2 protein-coding genes are annotated in these 3,077 nt (G+C 66.4%); one reads left to right on the top strand and one right to left on the bottom strand.

Annotated elements, in window-relative coordinates; translation table 11 throughout:
- Positions 1–49: 49 nt before the first annotated feature.
- The gene (locus ACFV4K_RS35265; protein ID WP_033089817.1) at positions 50–373 is read right to left on the bottom strand and encodes a WhiB family transcriptional regulator; all 324 of its coding nucleotides are present in this window, start codon (positions 371–373) and stop codon (positions 50–52) included.
- Between the two features lie 301 nt (positions 374–674).
- Between ACFV4K_RS35265 and ACFV4K_RS35260 the strand changes: the two genes are divergently transcribed.
- Positions 675–3,041 (top strand): penicillin-binding protein, encoded by a 2,367-nt coding sequence (locus tag ACFV4K_RS35260; protein ID WP_379280633.1) that lies wholly within the window; start codon positions 675–677, stop codon positions 3,039–3,041.
- The last annotated feature ends 36 nt before the right edge of the window (positions 3,042–3,077 follow it).

Below are 3,077 nucleotides of genomic sequence, written 5' to 3'. Positions count from 1 at the left end.
GGCTCGATCCGTTCTGCTTATAGGGGGGATCTAGGTAAGGGATACTCGCTTACATCGCTACCTTCTGTGATCGCTGGACGCGGAAGAAGTCCGCCCAGCTCGTCACCTCCGGGTGCTGCTTCAGCAGCGCACGGCGCTGCCGCTCGGTCATACCGCCCCACACACCGAACTCGACTCGGTTGTCGAGGGCGTCAGCACCGCACTCCATCAGCACCGGGCAGTGCCGGCAGATGGTTGCGGCCTTGCGCTGTGCCGCGCCACGCACGAACAGCTGGTCGGGATCCACTTCCTTGCATCGGGCCTGGGAAACCCAGGCGATTCTCGCTTCGGCCTGCTCCACGTCCAATCGAGCGATCGGGGTAGTCATGTGCATTTGGTGTGCCCCTTTGCAGTCCGAACACCGGGTCACGGCGCTCCAGAATCGCGAGTGCAGCGCGCAGTTACCCAACCCCACTGCGTTCTGCACCACATTCCACTTTGAGTGTTAGCTCTATCACACTGGGTTCTCAATCTAGGTAAAGGTGTGCGGCCTGCGCAAGACCGTCCCGAGATTTTCTGGTACGTCCGTCCACGCATTCGTTGCCAAGAACCGGGCAGTCCGTACCTTTAGGGACGAAAGGACACCCATGACGGGCGAACACCGAGCGTCCGAAAGGCCAATTAGGCTAGGGCCCGTGCCGATCACACGAACGCTCTGGAGACTGGCAGGCGCGTGCGTCTTGGCAGCCGTGCTGCTGGCCGGATTGCTGTTCCCGTTGGCCGGTGGCTTCGGGTTCATCTCCAACCGGGCCGCCGACGCCGTCGACAACGTCTCCGCCGAACTGGTCGAGGGCAGCGTGCCCGCCGTCTCGACCATGGTGGACACCAATGGGACGCCTTTCGCCTGGCTGTACGAGCAGCGCCGCTTCGAGGTGCCCAGCGACAAGATCTCCAACAACATGAAGCTGGCCCTGGTCTCGGTCGAGGACAAGCGCTTCGCCGACCACCACGGTGTGGACTGGCAGGGCACCTTCCGGGCCTTCCTGACCAACACCTCCGGCGGCCAGGTCTCCCAAGGTGGCTCGACCATCGACCAGCAGTACGTGAAGAACTACCTGCTGCTCGTGGTGGCCAAGACCGACGCCGAGCGCCGCGCCGCCACCGAGACCACCCCGGCCCGCAAGATCCGTGAGATCCGCATGGCGCTGACGCTGGACAAGCGGCTCACCAAGGACGAGATCCTCACCCGGTATCTCAACCTGGTGCCCTTCGGCAACGGCTCCTACGGCATCCAGGACGCCGCGCAGACGTACTTCGGCGTGGACGCCAAGGACCTGACCATGACGCAGTCGGCCATGCTGGCCGGCATGGTGCAGTCCAGCTCCAAGCTGAACCCGTACACCAACCCCACGGGCGTGCTGGAGCGCCGGAACACCGTGCTCGACACCTTGATCCAGAACGTGCCCAGCCGGGCGGAGGAGTTCCGTAAGGCCAAGGACACGGGGCTGGGCGTGCTGCCCGAGCCCAAGAGCCTCTCGCGCGGCTGCATCGCGGCCAACGACCGCGGCTTCTTCTGCGATTACGCGATGCAGTACCTGACGAACGCCGGCATCAGCCGCGATCAGCTGGAGAAGGGTGGCTACCTGATCAAGACCACCCTGGACCCGGCCGTGCAGGACCAGGTGCGGGACTCGCTGGCCGCCAACACCAACCCGAACCTCGACGACATCGCCGAGGTCATGAACATCATCGCCCCCGGCCAGGATTCGCATCCGCTGCTGGCCATGGGTTCGAGCCGCGTCTACGGCCTGGACGCGGGCGCGCATCAGACCGTGCAGCCGCAGCCGTACTCGATGGTCGGCGACGGCGCGGGCTCGATCTTCAAGATCTTCACCACGGCCGCGGCCATGGAGAAGGGCCTGGGCATCAACGCCACCCTCGATGTTCCGGCGTTCTTCTCCGCCAAGGGCATGGGTAACTCCGGCACGCCCGGCTGTCCGCCCGAGACGTACTGCGTGAAGAACGCGGGCGCCTACAAGGGTTCGATGTCGGTGACCGAGGCGCTGGCCACCTCGCCGAACACGGCCTTCGTCAAGCTGATCCAGGCCGTCGGCGTGGCCCCGACCGTGGACATGGCGATCCGGCTCGGCATGCGCTCGTACACCCTGCCCGGCACCTCCGGCCACGGGAACCAGAGCCTCGCGGACATGATCAAGGACCAGAACCTGGGCTCGTTCACCCTGGGACCGGTCGCGATCAACCCGGTGGAGCTGTCGAATGTGGCCGCCACCCTGGCCTCCGGCGGCAAGTGGTGCCCGCCCACCCCGATCCGGGAGGTGATCGACCGCAGCGGCAAGCAGGTGCCGCTGACCCAGCAGGCGTGTGAGCAGGTGGTCGACCCGGGTCTGGCCAATACCCTCGCGGTGGCGCTGGGCCAGGACGTGGTGAGCGGCACCGGTGCCGGTTCCGCGCATTCCGTCGGCTGGAACATTCCGACCTCGGCGAAGACCGGCACCACCGAGAGTCACCGGTCCTCGGCCTTCCTGGCCTTCACCAACGGTTTCGCGGGCGCCTCCTACGTCTACGGCGACAGCCCGACGCCCGGTGAGATCTGCTCGTTCCCGCTGCGCAGCTGCGGCAGCGGAAACCTGTACGGCGGTAACGAGCCGGCCCGCACCTACCTGGGCGCGATGAAGAACGTGCTCGACCGGTTCCCGCCGGCCGTGCTGCCGCCGGTCGACGACAAGTACGTGCGCGGATCGAACAACTCGCAGATCCCGGACGTGATCGGCATGCAGCAGGCCGAGGCCAACGCGGCGCTGGTCGGCGCGGGCTTCCAGGTGTCGGTGGTGACCCAGCCGGGCGCGGGCAAGGGCACGGTCATGAACGTGTCGCCCAATGGCTCGGCGATTCCCGGCTCGGTGATCACCATGTACGTCAGCGACGGCAGTCAGCTGCCGGTGACGTCGCCGCCGAACGCACCGCCGTCGGTGCCGGGGCTGCCGGGCATCACGATCCCGGCGCTGCCGCCGATCCCGATCCCGATTCCCATCCCGCGCTAGCCGCGAACGAAAGGCCCGGAGCGAGTCATTCGCTCC

The organism is Nocardia sp. NPDC059764, assembly GCF_042732555.1.
In the GTDB taxonomy this organism is placed as follows: domain Bacteria; phylum Actinomycetota; class Actinomycetes; order Mycobacteriales; family Mycobacteriaceae; genus Nocardia.
This window is presented reverse-complemented; position numbering and strand designations above follow the sequence as displayed.

Excerpts from the sequence above, each read along its gene's own strand:
- ACFV4K_RS35265 (WP_033089817.1), bottom strand. The coding sequence starts at position 373 with ATGCACATGACTACCCCGATCGCTCGATTGGACGTGGAGCAGGCCGAA.